Genomic DNA, 16,072 nt, shown 5'->3' with positions numbered 1-16,072 from the left:
TGTCATGCGGCGGACGCGGCGACGGCGCGCGCCAGGGCGACGAGGTCGTCGGCGAGGGCCACCACCGTCCCCTCGTCGAACAGTTCGGTGCGGTACTCGACGGTGACCCCGTCGTCGCCGAGGCTCCAGTGCAGGTCGGGGGCGGGGCCGTCGACCCGGCCACCGGTGCCGTACGGATCGGCGGTGACGTCGAACGACCGCGGCCCCCCGGCGGGCGGGGTCGCCTCCGCCTCCGCGCACAGCCGGGCGATCCGGGCGGTCAGCTCCGTCAGGGACGGCTCGTCCGCCACCTCCACCCGCAGGGCGAGCGGCGGCCCGGCGGGCCGCACGAGCCCGAGGAGCAGCGCGTCGGACTCGGCACGGTCGGTGAGCAGGGTGACGAGGGCGGCCAGCAGCCCGGCCGCGCCGAGTCCCGGTGCCGGGCCTCCCGGCAGGATGACCTCGTGCAGGGCCGTCGTACCGGCGCCGCCCCCCTGGGGCCGCGGCCGGTCGGTCGGCGGTTCGAAGGGGCGCAGCCCGGCCAGGAGGTCGGACCCGCGCGCGGCCGGACGGCCCGGCAGTACGGAGAGCGGGGCGTCCAGGTCCTCCGTCGCGGCCCACAGCAGATCGACCCACGACTGCGTCAGTGCCGCGATCGTGCTCCGGTCGAACAGGTGGGTGCTGTACTCCACCACCACGTCCAGGTCGTCGGCGCCGGCCCGCTCCCCGACGACCACCGACAGGTCGAACTTGGACGTGCCCGGCGGAAGCCCCGGGAACAGGGGCCCGCCCTCCTCGTCCACGGCCGGCCCGAACAGGCTCTCGCCGAAGACGAAGTGCGGCGGCAGCGTCTGGTGGACGTACATGACGTCGAAGATCGGGTTGCGCGCCGGGTCACGCTCGGGGGCCACTTCGCGGACGACGGCGTCGAAGGGGATCTCCTGGTTCTCCAGCCCCTCGATGACGTCGGTGCGTACCCGCCGCAGCAGCGTGCGGAACTCCGGGTCGCCCGACAGGTCCGAGCGCAGCGCGATCGTGTTGTTGAAGAAGCCGAGCAGGCCCCACAGTTCGGGACGGGTGCGCCCGATGGTGGGGGTGCCGACCACGATGTCGTCCTGGCCCGACCACCGGGACAGGGTCATGCTGAGCCCGGTGAGCAGCACCGAGAAGAGCGTGGCGGACTCCTCCACGCCGACCGCGCGGAGCCGGTCGACCAGGGCGGGCGGAATGGTCAGGCCGTGGGCGGCGCCCGCGAAGTCCATCCGGGCGGCGCGCGGGCGGTCGGTGGGCAGCGCCAGCACCGGGGGCTCGGCGAGCCGTTCCCTCCAGTACCGCAGCTGGCCGTCGAGCAGCCCCCGCTCCATCAGCTCGCGCTGCCAGTGGGCGTAGTCGCGGTACTGCACGGGCAGCGGCTCGAACCGGTGCACCCGGCCTTCGCGGCGGGCCTCGTAGAACTCCATCAGCTCGCGCATCAGGATCTGCGGCGCCCAGCCGTCGTTGACCGCGTGATGGGTCAGCCAGCAGAAGAGGTGGTCGTCGGGGGCGAGACGGATCAGGGTGACCCGGACCAGCGGGTCGCGTTCCACGTCGAGGGAGCGCTGGGACTCGGTACGGATGATCTCGCGGGCCGTCCGCTCCGCGTCGGGCCGCCCCGTCAGGTCCTCGTAGCGGAAGAAGTCACCCAGCTCGGGGCGGACGGAGAGCCGCGCGCGGCCGTCGACGGAGACGAAGTTGGACCTCAGCGCCTCGTGGCGCTCGGCCAGGTCCTCCCAGGCGAGACGCATGGCCCTCGGGTCGATCGGGCCGCGGTGACGGGAGGCGCCGGGGAGGTTGTAGAGCGTGGTGCCCGGGTCGAGCTGGTGGTGGAACCACATGCGCTCCTGCCCGTACGAGAGCACGCGGGCGTCGGAGCGCCGGATCGGCGGGAGGACGTCCTCGCCCTGCCGGGGCGGGGCCGCCCGCACCGGCTCGGAGGCCGTGACCTCGGCCGGGGTGGGGACCCGGTCCGTGGTGGCGACCCGGTCCGTGGCCGGGGGCGCCGCTCGTCGGGCCTCCACGGCGGCGGCCAGATCGGCGACGGCCGGGTGGTCGTAGACGTCGATCATGCGCAACTCGACTCCGTAGCGCTGCTCGACCCGCTTGAGGAGGAGCAGGGCGATGATCGAGTTCCCGCCGAGGGCGAAGTAGTCGTCGCCGGGAGCGACGGCGTCCGCGTAGAGCAGCTCGGCCAGCGTCTCCCGGAGCCAGGGCAGCACGTCGGGCGGGGAATCCGCGGCGGGGGACGCTTCGACCGGGGAGAGCGGGGCGGGTGGAGTGGGTGGAGTGGGTACGGGGGGTGAGGCGGGTGCGGCGGGCGGAGTGGGCGCGGGAGGTACGGCCGACGGCGCGGGCGGCGCGGACACGGGTGCGGCCCGTCGGGTCGGCGCGGCGGGCGGCGCGGGCGGAGGCGCGGCAGGTGTCTCGGCGACGGGTATCGCGGCAGTCGTCCGCGCCTCGGGCCGGGCCTCGGTCCGTGTCTCCGTCTGGGCCTTGGACCGGGCCTCCGTCCCTGTCACCGTCTCCGTCCTCGCCTCCGCGAGGGTCTCCGTCCTGGCCCTGAACGTCTCCCCCGGCCGCCGCGCCCAGCAGGGCACGCCGCGGAACGGCTGGCCCGGCAGCGGAACGCGTCGGGCGTCCGGGGTCTGTGCGTCCCAGTCGGGGTCGTGGCCCAGCTCGTACAGCCGGGCGAGGACCCCGAGCACGCCGTCCGTCGCGGCTCCCGCCGTGAGCACCTCGGCTCCGGGCCGGTCGGCGAGGTGCTCCGTCAGCAGGTCGCTCAGCTCGCCCCGGCCCCCCAGCTCCACGAACACGACCGGCCCGAGGGCGAGCTGTTCGTCGGCGGCGGCCCGCAGCCGGTCCGGGCTCAGCGGCGGGGCGGTGACGTCGCCGCTCGCGAGGTCCCTGGCGTCCTCGTCGGTGAACGTGCCGTTGAGGTGGCGGACCGCGTAGCGGGAGAGGCCGGAGCTGATCAGCCCGTCCGGGGCGATCCCCGCCCGGAGGAGCGCGGCGTGGGCGGCCAGCTGACCCCGTACGGCGTCGGCGTGAGCGGCCGGCACCCGCAGGGCGGCGGGGAGCGGGGACGGCTCGGTGATCCCGGCGGGCGGTTGCGCGTCACCGGACAGCAGAAGCACGACACGGGGCCGCGCGGACGCCGTGGACGTGACGGGCCCCGAGGCTCCCGCGCGCCAGGTCACCGCCGCCGCCAGTTCGGCCGCCAGGTGCCGGGTGCGGTCGGCCACCACGCCCACCCGGAAGGGGTGGTGCTCCCGGCCCGAGTTCAGCGTGTGGGCGACGTCGTCGAGCGCGAGGTCGCCGGAGCGGAGCGCGACCGAGAGCCGCTCGCACACCTCGTACAGATCGGCCTCGGTGCGGCCCGACACGCCGATCACCCGGGCCGCTCCGGCCGAGGGGGCGGCGGGGACCGCGGGCGGCTCCTCGACCACGCAGTGCGCGTTGACCCCTCCGAGGCTGAAGGAGCTGACGCCCGCCCGCCGCGGCCCGGTGGTCCGCCACGGGCGCAGCGCGGTCACCACCTCCAGCCCTGCCCCGGTGAGGTCCACCTCCGGCGCGGCCTCCCGGAAGTGCAGGGAGGGGTAGAGCTCCGCGTGCCGCACGCTGAGGATCGCCTTGACCAGTCCGGCGATCCCGGCCGCGTGGTCGAGGTGACCGAGGTTGGTCTTCAGGGAGCCGATCGGGAGGGGCCCGTCCGTCCCCCGCCGGGCGAGGGCCAGCCCCTCCACCTCGACGGCGTCGCCCAGCCGGGTGCCCGAGCCGTGCGCCTCCAGGTAGCCGGCCGTGCCGATGTCGAGACCGGCCCGGTCCCAGGCCCGGGTGATGACGTCGGCCTGGGCGCGGGCGCTGGGGGTGGCGATGGTGGCGGAGTGGCGGCCGTTGTGCGCGGTGGCGGTGCCCCGGATCACCGCGTGGACGTACGCGCCCTCGTCCAGGGCCCTTTCGAGGGTCGTGAGCAGCAGGACCGCGCCGCCCTCGCCGGCGCCCGCGCCGTCCGCCGCCGCGTCGAAGGCCCGGGAGCGGGCGGTGGGCGAGGCGATGCCGGGGAAGTCGACGGCCGCTGACGCCGGGGCGATGACGTGGCGCAGGCTGACGCCGCCGACGACGGCGTAGTCCGCCTCCCCGTCCCTGAGTTCGCGGCAGCCCTGGTGGACGGCGACGAGCGATCCGTTGCACCCGGTGTCGACGCCGTAGCAGGGGCCGGTGAGGGCGAAGAGGTGGGCGACGCGGGCGGGCAGCGCGAAGGGCATGTTGCCCATCAGGCTGAGGGTGCCGGGTTCGCTGACGAACGGCAGGTAGCCGTTGCCGGGCGAGCTGAACACCACCGCCGTCCGGCTGTCGCGCAGGGCCGCGGGGGTGTATCCGGCGTTCTCCAGCGCCTCCTGGGTGAGGTGCAGGGCCAGGCGGTGCTGGGGGTCGGTGACCTCCGCCTCGTACCGGGAGAGGCCGAACCGCTCGTGGTCGAAGAGGTCGATCCGGTCCAGGTAGCCCATGTCCGGGTAGTCGGGTTCCGGGTCGAGGCCGGTGGAGGCGATGCGCTCCGCGGGGACCGGCCGTACGGAGTCCCGCCCGGCGCGCAGGTTCGCGCGCAGGGTGGCGAGGTCGGCCGCCTCGGGCAGTCGTGTCGCGATGCCGATGACCGCGATGCCGCCCGGGGCGGCACCGGTTGTCTGCGCCTTCACGCGGAACTCTCCTTCGTCACAGCTCGTAGGCGACCGGGGCGGGGCGGGCGGCCGCCGGCGGGGACGGCGGGCCGGCGGCGCCGGGGGCGGCGGCGGTCCGTTCTTCGAGGGCGCGGGCCTGGGCCGCGATGGTGGTGAGGTCGAAGAGCTCTCCGACGCGCACCGCTCCGGGCCACCGTTCGTCGAGTGCGCTGTACAGCTCGATGACCTTGAGCGAGTTGCCGCCGGCCCCGAAGAAGTTGTCCTCGGGACCCGCGTCGTCGTGCCCCAGGACATCGGCCCAGATGTCCCGGACGGCGCGTCGCAGGACGGTCCGGTCGTCCGCTCCTCCCGCCGGGCCGTCCTCGCCCTCCGGCCGGGGGGCCGGCTCCCCGGTGACGGGGGGTACGAGGGCGGCGAGCGACCTGCGGTCGGCCTTGCCGGTGGAGGTGAGCGACATCCGGTCCAGCGGGACGAACCGGGTCGGGAGCGCCTGTTCGACGAGGTGGAAGCGGCAGTGCCGGCGCAGTTCGCGGGGCTCGGGGGCGGTGTGCCCCGGCGCGGGGGTGACGAACGCGGTCAGCATCGGTTCGCCGCCCTCGGTCCGCGTACAGATCACGACGGCCTGGTCGACCGCCGGATGGGCTTCGAGGGCGGCTTCGACGTCCCCGAGTTCGACGCGGGCGCCCCGGATCTTCACCTGCTGGTCGGTCCGGCCGCGGTAGTGCAGCGCGCCGTTCGCGTCCCGGTGGGCGAGGTCCCCGGTGCGGTACATCCGGGCTCCGGCGGGGCCGAACGGGGAGGCGACGAACCGTTCCGCCGTGGTCCCGGGCGCGCGGGCGTAGCCGAGGGCGACGAAGGCTCCGCCGATGTACAGCTCGCCCTGCTCGCCGGTGGCCACCTCGCGCAGCCTGTCGTCCAGGACGTGGGCGGTGGCGCCGGGCCACGGCCGGCCGATGGGTACGCGCTCCGCCGCGGGGTCGGGCCGGTCCTCCACGGTGCAGGAGACGACGGTCTCGGTGGGCCCGTACTCGTTGACCAGCCGGGCGTCGGGCAGCCGCGCGCGATGGCTCGCGACCAGCTCGGGCGTGCAGACCTCGCCGGCGACGACGACCACCCGGAGGCTGTCCGGGAGCCGTCCGGGGCCGGAGAGCAGCAGCCGGTAGTAGGACGGCACGACGACGAGGTGGGTCGCCCGGTGGCGGTGGGCGAGCCGGGCGAACTCGGGGGCGAGCCGGAGTTCGCGGGCGGTCGGCAGCAGCAGGGTGTGGCCGTGGGAGAACGACCAGAACATGCCGGCGAGCATGCCGTCGAAGGACAGGCGCATGGCCATCAGGAACACCGAGGGGCCGGTGCCGTAGACGGCGCCGCGCGGGCGGACGGAGTCCGCGAGCTGGCCGCGGCTCACCACGACGCCCTTGGGCGGGCCGCTGGATCCCGAGGTGTAGATGAGGTAGGCGGGGGCGCTCTCCGGGATCGGGGGCGCCGCCGGTCCCGTGGCCGCGCGGGCTCCGGCCTCGGCCAGGGCGGTGAGGTCGAGGTCCTCGACGGCCAGGAGGGGCGGTGCGTCGTCGAGGCGGGCCGGGCCCGGGTCGTCCCGGCCGCCGATGACGACGGCGCACGCGGTGTCGTTCAGGAGGGCGCGCAGCCGGGCCTCGGGGAGGTCCGGCTCCAGCGCGGCCCAGGCCGCTCCGACCCGGAGCGCCGCGAGGACGGCGACGACGGCGACGGCGCTCTGTTCGAGCCGGACGCACACCGTGGTCCCGGGGCGGGCGCCGGCGGTGCGCAGCCGTTCGGCGAGGCCGGCGGAGGCGTCGGCGAGTTCGCGGTAGCCCAACGAGGTGTCGCCGATGACGAGGGCGGTGGCGAGCGGGGTGCGGTCGGCCTGCGCGAGGAACGCGTCGAGCAGCGACGGCGTCTGGGGCGCGGCCCCGCCCACCGCGGCCCGGTCGGCGGCCGTGCCGGCCTTCTCGGCGGTCACGTCGGCCTCCCTCATGCGTCGCGGACGAGCAGTCGGACGTGGCTGCCGGGTTCGCGGACCGGGTGGTCGGCCGGCACTTCGAGGACCATCGGCGCCCGCCCGCCCGGACCTGCCCCGACCGCCGCCGCGTCGGCCGGTTCCGCCGCCCCGACCGTCGCCGCGTCGCCCGGTTCCGCCGTGACGGGCGCGTATCCGGCGAACCGCAGGGTGACGAGCATGGTGCGGTTCACGGCGGTCGGTACGAAGTGGGTGACGGGACGGCGGCCTTCGGCGCGGGCCTGCCGGACGAGGTGGGCCAGCATCAGTTCCCCGGCGCCCCGGGAGGCGACCCGGCAGGACATCAGCATCAGGCGCAGCACCGATTCCGTCGGGGTGAGTTCGGTGACGGAGAGGCCGACGATGCCGTAGTCGCCGAACCGGTCCCTGAGCCGGGCCAGCCGGACCTGGTGGTCGGGCGCGGTGCTGAGGCGGCGCAGTTCCTCCTCGCCGTAGATCAGGCCGGTGCTGTTGAGCTGGTGGGTCCGTACGGTCAGTTCGCTGGCCCGCGCGAGGTCGTCCTCGGTGGCCGGGGCGATCTCCATGACGAGGCCGAGCGAGGCGAGGAACGCCCGCCGGTCGCCGCCGGCCTCCTCCTCGGCCTGCCGGCGGCGCCACTCGGTGCGGTAGAGCTCGCGGCGGCCGGCCGCCTCGGCGGTGACGTGCGCGGGACGGAACTCGGGGCGGGCGGGGAGGTGCGCGGCGAGGTCGGCGGGGTAGCAGCGGACCATCGGCAGCGCGGCGGCGACCTCGGCCCGTTCGACGGGGTCGTTGTCGACGAACGCGATGGTGTCGAGGCCGATGTTGAGGGTCTCGGCGATGCGCCGTACGGCGGTCGACTTGTCGCCCCAGCCGATCCGCGCCGCGCAGAACCACTCACCGAGCCCGGTGGCGTCGAGGTGGGCGGTGGCGACGTCGTGGTCGCCGCGGCTGACGGCGGCGTGCAGGATGCCGCGGGAGTCGAGGGTCTTGAGGGTCCGCTCGGTGTGCGGGAAGAGCGGGGGGTCGTCGCCCTCCAGGACGACGCCGTCCCAGAGCGTGTCGTCCAGGTCCCAGACCAGGCATTTGACGGTGGGCAGCTCCTGGGGGGCCGTCACCTCGGAAGCCGTCACCTCGGGGGCCGTCATACGACCGCTCCGAACCGGCGTAAGAGCTGTTCGGCGATGTGGGATTCGGCCACTTCCTGGGCTCCTTCGATGATCTCCATGACCTTGGCGTCCCGGTAGTGCCGTCCGGCGCGGCTGTCCGGCGCGATGCCCGCGGAGCCGAGGATCTGTACGGCGTCCCGGCCGGCCCTGGCAGAGGCTTCGGCGGCCGCGTACTTCGCCACGATCGTCTCGGTGACGCCGTGCCCCGGTCCGCGGGTGCGCGCGCGGCCCGCGCGTGCGGCGAGTTCGCGCGCGGCGGCCGTCCGTACCGCCGTCCTGGCCAGGAGGGCGCCGACGGACTGGTGGCGGCCGAGGGGCACGCCGCCCTGGACGCGGGCGGCGGCGTGCGCGGCGGCGTCGGCGACACACGCCTCCGCCATGCCGACGCAGCCCCAGGCGACCGTGTAGCGGCCGTGGTCGAGGGCGGTCGCGGCGACGTGCGAGAGACCGGCGCCGGGCGGGGCGATCCGGTGGCCGGCCGGGACCCGGACGGCGTCGAGGGTGACGTGGGCGATCCCGGCCGCGCGCATGCCGAGCTGGCCGCTGACGGGCTCCCGGCGTACTCCGGGGCGGTCGGTCTCGACGAGGACGGTGGTGAGCCCGCCCCGGTGGCGGCCGAGGACGAGCAGGAGGTCGGCGGACTGCCCGAACGTGACCCATTTCTTGCGGCCGGTCACGAGGAGTCCGTCGCCGGACTCCTCGATCACCGTCGCCACCTCGCCGAGCGCGCTGCCCGCGCCGTCCTCGGTGGCCGCGAACCCCGCGGTGAGGGTGCCGTCGGCCAGGAGCGGCAGCCAGTCGGCGCGTTGGGCGCGGGTCCCCCAGCGCAGCAGCGCGGCGGCGACCATCGACTGGACGGTGAGCAGGCCGCGCAGGGCGCTGCAGACCCCGCCGAGGTGGGCGGCGACCTCGCCGAGTTCGCCCGGTGTCAGGTCGCGTCCGCCGTGGTGGGCGGGCAGGTCCGCGGCGAGCAGACCGGCGGCGGCGAGGGTGCGCGGGACGTCCGGCGGGACCCGGCCGTCCGTGTCCCAGCGGCTCGCGGCTTCCCGCACGGTGGCGGCCAGTTCGGCGGCGGCGGCGACCAGGGGCGAGGTCCCGGTCGCGCCGGCCGCCTCAGCTGTCGCCGGCATGGACCGGGGTCGGGTCGGCGCTGCCCGTCTTGGCGTGGACGAAGGCGGTGAGGCGGCGCGCGGTGCGGAAGCTGTCGAGGTCGAGGTCCTCGACCTCGACGGTCAGCGAGAACCGGTCCTCGACGTAGGTGACGAGCTCCAGGGCGAACAGCGAGTCGACGAGCCCGAGGGCGAAGTAGTCGTCGTCGGGTCCGACGGCCCTGCGGAGCGCTTCGGTCAGGAACCGGGTGATCTCCTCGGTCGTCCCGGCGGGTTCACGGCTCATGCGATGCTCCCCGGTCCGCGCCGCGGACCCATCTCGACCAGCAGGACGCTCCACGCCGCCACCGGGCTCACGTTGATGAGGACGGCCAGGTCGCCCTCGGCCAGTTCCTTGCGGGCCAGGGCCGTGGAGAGGTTCAGGAAGGTGTCGTTGGCGCCGAGGTGTCCGAGGCCGCGGAGGTTGTCCCGGCAGGACGGCAGCAGCGTGATGTCCAGGGACTCCTCGGTGAACGCCAGGCCGCCGGCCGAGAGGTTCTGGCTGACGTAGCCGGCGATGTCGGCGCGGGTGAGTCCGTTGCGCGCGAGGAGCTCCGCGACCAGTTCGGCGAGGCGGTTCCTGGTCTCCATGGCCAGCCGGAAGGAGTAGCCGGGCGGGTCCGCGCACTTCTCGCGCCACTGTGCGGTGGGGCGGTCGCGGTACTCCAGGCCGAAGAGGTCCCAGTAGCGGCCGTTGGTGTGCTGGACGAGGTCGAGGAGGTGGAACGGCGCCTCGGCGTGGGGGTGGCCCAGCAGGAGCGCCAGGCCGCTGTCGCCGTTGACGGTCACCGGGTGGCGGTAGCGCCGCTCGGCGGCGGGCTTGCTGCCGTGGACGACGAGCACGGGGCCGAGGCCGGGGTCGGCGGCCAGCAGGCCGCGGGCCGTGAGCAGGGCCGGGGTGGAGGAGACGCAGCCGAGTCCGCCGACCGAGAAGGTGAGCGCCGCCTCGGCGCCCAGCGCGTGCTGGAGCCGGGTGGCGTCCGAGCTGATCAGGGTCTCCGGTGCGCGGGGCTCGACCAGGATCAGCGCGCCGAGTGCGGCGGCCGGGAGCCCGGCGGTCTCCAGGGCGGAGCGGGCGGCCCGTTCGGCGAGGTCGTGGGCGGTGAGTCCGTCGTCGACGGCCACGGTGTCGATGCCGAGTCCGAGGCAGGTGAGGCGCTCGGCCTCGTCGAGTCCGGCGAGTTCGGGGAGGTCCGCGACGGGCCGGGCGCGGTCCGGGAGGTACCGGCCCACGGCGTCGATCGCGATCTTCGGTGCGGTGGTGCGGAACGTTCCCTCGGCGCCCATGTGCGCTCCCAGCGTTCGACGCTTCGTCATCGGAACACTAAGGTCGTTCTACGGAATTGCGCAAGTACGTAATAACTCAACCAGCTGTCACCCGCATCTGGAATGCTGGGGTCCTCCCCGACGTCCCTTCCGTGAAAGGCCCCTTCGTGCAGACCCTTTGGAAACGCCACGGCCTCGTGGTCGCCGCGGGTGCCGTGTGCATCCTCGTCAACCGCCAGGGCATGGGCCCGTTATGGTTCACCGGGATCGCCCTGCTGGTCGGCGGCCTGCTGATGCGCCGGGCCATGACCCTCGGTCAGCGGCCTCCGAGCGACGAGGCCCCGCCCCTGGCGCTCGCGATCCCGGTGTCCGGCCGCTGGATGGCCCGTAACGGCCCCGCGACCAAGGTCCCCAGCCACACCCACAACCTGGCGCAGACCTACGCCATCGACCTCGCCCGGCGCCCGGCGCCGGACCCCGTGTGGCTGTGGCCGGTGGCCCGCCGCCCCGAGTCCTACCCGTCCTTCGGCGAGCCGCTGTTCGCCCCCTCGGACGCCCGCGTCGTGTCCGTCTCGGACACCCAGCGGGACCACCTCACGCGGTCCTCGCTGGGCGGACTCTTCTACGTCCTCGTCGAGGCCTTCGTACGCTCCCTCGGCAGCCCCCGGCACCTCCTGGGCAACCACGTCGTCCTCGACCTCGGCGACGGTGTGTACGCGGTCTTCGCGCACCTGAGGCGACGCTCGGCCGCGGTGGCCGCGGGCGACCTGGTGACACGGGGCCAGAAGCTGGCCGAGTGCGGCAACTCGGGGAACTCCTCCGAACCCCACCTGCACTTCCAGCTCATGGACAGCCCCGACATCACCTCGGCCCGCGGCCTGCGCTTCACCTGGCGGTTCCGGGACGACGAGGGCGTGGAGCACGAGGGCGCCCCGGCCGACAACACCTGCTTCGTCCCGGTCGAGTCCCCGCCGCCGGACCCCTACACCGCTCCGTGACTCGGCTCGAGCAGGAAGCGGGCCAGCCTGACGCGGCCGTCCTCGGCGAACTCGCCGAAGACGAAGACCTCCTGGGTACGCGACGGCTTGCCGCCCTGACTGGTGGTGTACCGGGCCGCGAAACGGTTCCCGTCACGCAGCGCCTCGTGCACCTCCACCGGGTACTTGTGCCCCCGCGCACGCCCCTCCTCCAGGGCCCTCACCACGCCTGACCGCTGCATCGTCTTCCCCCCGATCTGATGCACCGCGTCGGGGGTGAAGAGCCGGTCGTGCACCTCGGCGGCCGGGACCGCGCTGTCGTATCCGGCCGTGTAGTAGGTGTGGAGGAAGTGCGCGGGGTCCTGGGCCGGCGTCGGCTCGACACCCGGCGCCGGCGGCGGCGCGGGGACCGTGCCCGGGGCGGGCCGGGACGCGCTGTCGAAGGACGCCTCTCCGGCACCGGACCAGCCGGCTCCCGTGGTGGCGAACGTCGTGGTGCGGGCCACCCGGCCGTCCTCGGCGATCTCGGCGAAGACGGCCGTCTCCGTGGCGCTCTGCACCTTCCAGAGGACGGGCGTGCTGACCGTGTACCGCGCGGCGGCGAGACGGCCCTCCACGTTCACCTCGTGGATGTGCAGCTCGAACGGAGCGCCCAGGGAGCGCCGGGACTCGATGTCCCGCAGGAGCTTCTTCCGGTCCCACACCTTCCCGTTGACCTCGTGGGTGCCCTCGGGCAGGTGGTAGCGGTCCCAGACCTCCTCGACCGGGTCCGATCCGTCGAGCGCGTCGGCGTGGTAGGTGCGCAGGTATCCCGCGAAGTCCTCGGCGGCAAGGGTGTGGTGGGCGGTACTCATGCTGTTCTCCTGGCTGTCGGGCGGGACGTGGCACCACCCCCCGGCCCCAAGGGCGGCGGGGTGGACAGGTGGAACTCGCGCCGCAGGGCCGTCCGGGCGGCGAGGTAGCCGCACATGCCGTGCACGCTGGGCCCGGGCGGGGTGGACGCGGAACAGAGATAGACGCCGGGCAAGGGCGTCCGGTACGGATTCCAGGCGGGCGTCGGCCGGAGCACGGACTGCGTGAGCGTGATGGCCCCCGCGCCGATGTCGCCCCCGGGATAGTTCGGGTTGTACGTCTCGTAGGCGGCCGCCGAGATCCCCCGGGCCGCGACGACCGTGTCGGCGAACCCCGGGGCGTACCTCTCGATGCGGCGGGTGATCAGCGGCACCGGGTCCCGGTCGTCGCCGTTCGGCACGTGCGCGTACGCCCACAGGGGGCGCCGGCCGCCCACGGCCCGGCCGGGATCGGCCACCGCCGGGTCGACGAGGAGGACGAACGGCTCGTCGGTCGGCTCGCCCCGGGCGGCGGCGCTCTCCGCGGCGAGCGTCTCCGCGCGGGTGCCGCCCAGGTGCACGGTGCCGGCCCGACCCACCGCGGGATCCGTCCAGGGGACGGGCCCGCTGACGAGGAAGTCCGCCTTGGCCGCGCCGGGGCCGTACCGGAACCGGCCCAACGCCCGCCGGTAGGACGGCGGAAGCCGGTCACCGGCCAGGGCGAGCAGCCCCTTCGGCGTCGTGTCCAGCATGACCACGGGGGCGTCCAGCTCGGCCAGGTCCGTGACCCGGTGACCGGTGTGCACCACACCGCCGTGCGCCCTCAGGTCCGCCACGAGCGCCTCGGCGATCCGGACGCTGCCGCCCCGGGGCAGGGGCCAGCCGGTCGCGTGGGCGAGGTGTCCGAGCAGCAGGGCGATCGCGGCGCCCGGGAAGCTCGGCAGCCGCCCCACCGCGTGCGCGGCCACACCGGTGAGCAGGGCACGGGCGGGCTCGGTGCGCAGTCCGCTGCCCCGCAGGAGGTGGTCGAGGACGCGTGGCCCGAGCAGTGCGGGTGCGGCGGGGTCCCCCGGCAGGGACCGCTGGCCGGACAGCACGAAGTCGGTCACTCCCCTACTGTGCCTCACCAGCGGGGCCATCAACCGCTGCCATCGTGGCCCGTCCGGGCCCAGCCCTTCGGCGGTCTCCCGGAGGTCGCGGTGGGCGAGCCCGGAGACACCGCCCTCCAGCGGATGCGCGTAACTGACCGGCGGATGCAGCAGGTCGACCCCGCGGGCCGCCAGGTCGAACTCACGGAAGAAGGCGGACGCGGCCGCCATCGGGTGGACCGCGGCGCACACGTCGTGCCACACCCCGGAGTCGAACAGGGCCTCCCCGCGCAGGCCGCCACCGGGGGTGGCGGCCTGCTCGTGGACGTGCACCGTCAGCCCGGCGCGGGCCATGGTGACGGCGGCGGCGAGACCGTTGGGGCCGCTGCCGACCACCGCGACGTCGGGACGGGTCACGCGGGCGCCGCCTCGGTGGCGAACTGCTGGCCGGCCAGCCGCCGGTACACCTCGTCGGACTCGATCAGTTCGTGGTGCGTGCCGATCGTGCGGATCCGTCCCTCCTCCATCACGAGGATCCGGTCCGCGTGCACCACCGTCGACAACCGGTGCGCGATGGCGAGCACCGCGCACTCGCCGGCCGCCTCCGTCATCGCGTCCCGCAGCGCGGCCTCGGTGTCGCTGTCCAGGTGCGCCGTGACCTCGTCGAGGAGGATCACCGCGGGCCGCTGGAGCATCGTGCGGGCGATGGCGAGCCGCTGCCGCTGGCCACCGGAGAGCCCGGCACCGCGCTCCCCGAGCTCCGTGTCGAGCCCGTCGGGCAGCCCGGCCACGAACTCCTCCAGGCTGGCGAGCCGCAGCGCCCGGGTGATCTCTTCGTCGTCCGCCCCGGGGTTGGCGTACGTGAGGTTCTGGCGGATCGTGCCGCGCAGCAGCGGCGCGTCCTGTTCCACGTAACCGACCATCGACCGCAGTTCGGCGAGCCCGAGGGCGGCCGTGTCGTGGCCCCCGACCCGGATCGTGCCGGACTCCGGCCGGTAGAAGCGCTCGATGAGCTGGAACATCGTCGTCTTCCCCGCACCCGAGGGGCCGACGATCGCGGTCAGACCACGCCGCGGCAGGGTGAAGGAGACGTCCCGCAGGACCGGCGCGTCCTCCCGGTAGAAGAAGCCCACGCCCTCGAACTGGACGGCCGGAGCCGTGTCCGCGACGGGCCGGCGCTCCCGCTCCGCCCCGGTGGCCCCGGGGCCGCCGTCCTCCTCCTGCGGGATGCCGCCCAGCTCCTTGACCCGCTGGACCGCGGCGCGGCCCTGCTGGATCTGGCCGATCGACATGAAGAGCATCACCAGCGGGGCGACCACGTAGAAGAGGTACATCACGAACGCGGTGAGGTCGGCGGGCGACAGCGACCCGGTCGCGACCCGCGCCATGCCCCAGGCGATGACCACGGCGAGGGAGAGCTGCGTGCCCACGTTCATCATCGGGGTGAGCAGGGCGCTGAACCCGCTCACCCTGATCCCGCTCACCCGGACCTGACCGGCCAGCCGGCCGAGCTCCTCGGTCTCCCGCTCCTCCGCGCGCGAGGCCTTGACCGTGGTGATCGCGCCCAGCACCCGCTGGAGACCGGAACCGAACGCGCCCACGTTCTGCCGTGCCTGGAGGGCGGACACCCGCACCTGGCGGGCGAGGAGCAGCGCGATCCCGCTCGCGAGGCCCAGACAGGCGACCGTCGCCAGCAGCAGCTTCCAGTCGAGCCGGGCCATCAGGACGACGGCGCCGACCACCATGAACACGGAGGAGACGACCTGCGCCAGGGCCTGGGTGATGACCAGGCAGGCGATGGAGGTGTCGGACACGGTCCGCGAGAAGACGTCGCCGTGTTCGAGGCGCGAGAAGTGCGGGAACTGGCTGCGCAGCAGCCGGCCGCCGAGGATGCGCCGCACGTCGAACGTGATGTTCTCGCCGGCCCTGCCGATCGCGTACGCGTGCCCGGCGCTGAGCGCCGCGTCCGCGACGAAGAAGACCGCGATGAGCGTGATGGTCCCGGCGATCGGCCTGCCCGACGCCACGGCCTCGATCAGCCTGCCCAGCATCCAGGGCTGGGCGAGCGTGGCGGCCGCGCCCACCAGGCCCATGCCGATGCCGGCGATCAGCAGGACCCGGTGGCCGCGGACTATCTCCCGGAGGTTCATGCGGGCTTGGTGTACGAGGCGATGAACAGGCCGGCGGCGGGGACGTACGGGTGGCGCTCCCAGTCGCTGTAGTGCCCCTCGGGCACCAGACCGGCGTCGCGCGCGTACCCGTCCACCTCGTCCGGCGTGAGCAGCCGTACCGTCTCGGTGCCGATGCGGTGGGTGCCGTCCGCCTCGTACCAGACCGTGGACACCTGCCAGATCCGCTGGTCCGCCACGAGCGTGGCGTGCAGATGGATGGCCGTGTTCGGCTCGGGATAGGGCAGGAAGATCGACGCGCGGGTCAGCCCCTCGTGCTGGGCGACGATGCCCGGCCGGTTGTGCGCCTCGACCACCAGACGGCCGCCCGGCCGCAGCTGCTCGGCGGCGCGGGCGATGGCCTCCCGCTGTCCCTCGGGGTCGAGGACGAGCGAGAGCGTCGAGCAGACGCAGTAGACCAGGCCGAACTCGCGGTCGGCGCGGAAGGTCCGGATGTCCGCGAGCTCGCCGGTCACCTCGCCCCGGTCGGCCTTCTTCTCCAGAGCCGTCAGCATCTCCGGCGAGGAGTCGACGCCGAGGACCGGACCGACGCGGCGCGACAGGGGCAGGGCGATCCGGCCGGTGCCGACGCCGAGCTCCAGCGTCCCCGTGGCGGGGTCCGGGTGGAGGGCGACGAGTCCGTCGACGGTGGCCCCGGTGGAGGCGTCGTCCTGGAAGATGCGGTCGTACCAGCCGTCGAACTGCTTGCCGTACCCGATGTCCGCGATGGTCATGGATT

At 74.6% G+C, this 16,072-nt stretch carries 11 protein-coding genes; 1 reads left to right on the top strand and 10 read right to left on the bottom strand.

Going from position 1 to position 16,072, the window contains the following annotated elements:
- Positions 1-2: 2 nt before the first annotated feature.
- From ABT129_RS26945 to ABT129_RS26920, 6 genes are read right to left on the bottom strand one after another with little or no spacing between them, the layout of a single operon-like run.
- Entirely contained in the window at positions 3-4,712 is a 4,710-nt protein-coding gene (locus ABT129_RS26945; RefSeq protein WP_351906752.1) for a condensation domain-containing protein, read from the bottom strand.
- Between the two features lie 16 nt (positions 4,713-4,728).
- Complete coding sequence (locus ABT129_RS26940; RefSeq protein ID WP_351906749.1) at positions 4,729-6,672, bottom strand: non-ribosomal peptide synthetase; 1,944 nt, start codon at positions 6,670-6,672, stop codon at positions 4,729-4,731.
- An 11-nt stretch (positions 6,673-6,683) separates the two neighbouring features.
- Positions 6,684-7,835, bottom strand: coding sequence for an HAD-IIIC family phosphatase (locus tag ABT129_RS26935; RefSeq protein WP_351906746.1), 1,152 nt, complete (start codon positions 7,833-7,835; stop codon positions 6,684-6,686).
- Positions 7,832-8,986 carry an acyl-CoA dehydrogenase family protein gene (locus ABT129_RS26930; protein WP_351906743.1) on the bottom strand — a complete coding sequence of 385 codons (1,155 nt, stop codon included), beginning with the start codon at positions 8,984-8,986 and terminating at the stop codon, positions 7,832-7,834. The genes ABT129_RS26935 and ABT129_RS26930 overlap by 4 nt, the downstream gene beginning before the upstream one ends.
- Positions 8,970-9,251 (bottom strand): acyl carrier protein, encoded by a 282-nt coding sequence (locus ABT129_RS26925; protein ID WP_351906740.1) that lies wholly within the window; start codon positions 9,249-9,251, stop codon positions 8,970-8,972. The genes ABT129_RS26930 and ABT129_RS26925 overlap by 17 nt, the downstream gene beginning before the upstream one ends.
- The gene (locus ABT129_RS26920; protein ID WP_502981923.1) at positions 9,248-10,291 is read right to left on the bottom strand and encodes a beta-ketoacyl-[acyl-carrier-protein] synthase family protein; all 1,044 of its coding nucleotides are present in this window, start codon (positions 10,289-10,291) and stop codon (positions 9,248-9,250) included. The genes ABT129_RS26925 and ABT129_RS26920 overlap by 4 nt, the downstream gene beginning before the upstream one ends.
- A gap of 146 nt (positions 10,292-10,437) precedes the next feature.
- Here ABT129_RS26920 and ABT129_RS26915 point away from each other — a divergent pair, with 146 nt between their 5' ends.
- Complete coding sequence (locus ABT129_RS26915) at positions 10,438-11,268, top strand: M23 family metallopeptidase (protein ID WP_351906734.1); 831 nt, start codon at positions 10,438-10,440, stop codon at positions 11,266-11,268.
- On the opposite strand, the gene ABT129_RS26910 is transcribed toward ABT129_RS26915, so the two are convergent.
- The 4 genes from ABT129_RS26910 to ABT129_RS26895 are packed head-to-tail and all read right to left on the bottom strand — an operon-like array spanning position 11,253 to position 16,067.
- Positions 11,253-12,101, bottom strand: a complete 849-nt coding sequence (locus ABT129_RS26910) for a nuclear transport factor 2 family protein (RefSeq protein ID WP_351906731.1) — start codon at positions 12,099-12,101, stop codon at positions 11,253-11,255. The genes ABT129_RS26915 and ABT129_RS26910 overlap by 16 nt on opposite strands.
- The gene (locus ABT129_RS26905) at positions 12,098-13,582 is read right to left on the bottom strand and encodes a phytoene desaturase family protein (RefSeq protein ID WP_351906728.1); all 1,485 of its coding nucleotides are present in this window, start codon (positions 13,580-13,582) and stop codon (positions 12,098-12,100) included. Before ABT129_RS26905 ends, ABT129_RS26910 begins: the two co-directional genes overlap by 4 nt.
- Positions 13,579-15,315, bottom strand: a complete 1,737-nt coding sequence (locus ABT129_RS26900; RefSeq protein WP_351906725.1) for an ABC transporter ATP-binding protein — start codon at positions 15,313-15,315, stop codon at positions 13,579-13,581. Before ABT129_RS26900 ends, ABT129_RS26905 begins: the two co-directional genes overlap by 4 nt.
- Entirely contained in the window at positions 15,312-16,067 is a 756-nt protein-coding gene (locus ABT129_RS26895) for a class I SAM-dependent methyltransferase (RefSeq protein WP_351906722.1), read from the bottom strand. Before ABT129_RS26895 ends, ABT129_RS26900 begins: the two co-directional genes overlap by 4 nt.
- Positions 16,068-16,072: the final 5 nt, after the last annotated feature.

Origin of the sequence: Streptomyces sp. NPDC002057 (assembly GCF_040296665.1) — a bacterium.
GTDB lineage: Bacteria > Actinomycetota > Actinomycetes > Streptomycetales > Streptomycetaceae > Streptomyces.
This window is presented reverse-complemented; position numbering and strand designations above follow the sequence as displayed.